General features: G+C 67.0%; 2 pseudogenes. Both read left to right on the forward strand.

From position 1 onward, the window contains the following. Positions 1–242 precede the first annotated feature (242 nt). Positions 243–335 (forward strand): annotated as a pseudogene (locus ACZ3TS_RS43045) (DUF6233 domain-containing protein); the annotation flags it as partial. Positions 336–390: 55 nt separating this feature from the next. Next, a pseudogene (locus ACZ3TS_RS43050) lies at positions 391–594 on the forward strand (IS5/IS1182 family transposase); the annotation flags it as partial. Positions 595–1,174: the final 580 nt, after the last annotated feature.

The raw sequence follows: 1,174 nt of genomic DNA on the forward strand, positions 1-1,174 counted from the left end.
ACGGCCACCCGGCAATCGCCGCTGCCCGCATCCCGAAGAAACACCCAGAACCCGCCCGACACCCGTGATCAGAAATCACGCGGTGGATCCAGGCTGAAACAACAGGCCGCGTGGGGATGGGCTGGGCTGCCAGCTGAGAGCTGGCCTGCCGTAAGCCTTGAGTGCCCCGAGGACATCCCCGCCCATCCCCTTCTCTGTCCCGGACGACCGGGACCAGCCCGCGGTACCGCCGGTAGACCCCCTTGCTACAGGTCGGATACGTCGTCCAGCAGAAGCGCACCCCGCACTGGCCAGAGCCCGCCGTCATCCACCTGGCCGACTGCACGATGATCGACGGCACACGCCATCAGATCAGGGCCGACGAGGTGCGGGCCGCGATGATGGACCCCACGCGGCATCCGGCACCGCATCGCCCGCAAAGGCATCGAGTCATCCCAACGGCTGGGCCGGCACCGGTGGGTCGTGGCACGAACCGTGTCCTGGCTGTCTGGCTGCCGGCGTCTCCACCGCCGCTACGAGCGCAAGCCCGCACACTTCCTCGCCTTCACAGCCATCGCCGCAACCCTCATATGCCACCGCAGGCTAGCCAAATGAAATGGCGTCTTACGCGCCGCCGCTGCCCGGTCTGTGCCCCTTCGACGGAGGCCGCGATGAAGCCACGAGGTACGGCGGGTTGCCTGCGGCGACATCGCGGCCGGCGCACGGTTCGTCGCGGGGGCGTCATGGCCTCCGTTGCACGCCCTTGCCGCGCCGACCGATGGCTCCCCTAGGCCCTGTTCTCGTGTGTGCCAAGCGCTGGCACCGACACCAGGCCCAGCTCCACCAGCCCAGACCACTGCCGTGCTCCGCCAAGAAGACGAGCCCGGGCTCACCCTAGGTCGGCGAAGCAGTCGGAGCAGATGGCCTCCTCGTCCGTGGGCCGGTAAAGCCGCCCACACCGCACGCATTCCTCCAGGTCGTCCTGCACCTCCGCGCAGTTGAAGCAAAGCGGAACGGATCCGTCGCCGGCAGCCGTCTCGGCTTCTAGGACGAGCGTTGGCGTGTCGCAATCCGGGCAGTTCACGAGGCTTTCCTCGTAGGCCGGTGGATGTCAAGTCAATTGAGACGCTTGTAATGCTATGAGATCTGTCGCGCGGGTTCCCTCCGCTTTGCTGGGTCGTTGATCCACGCCTGT

The sequence above is a fragment of the Streptomyces sp. NPDC022910 genome, assembly GCF_055561075.1.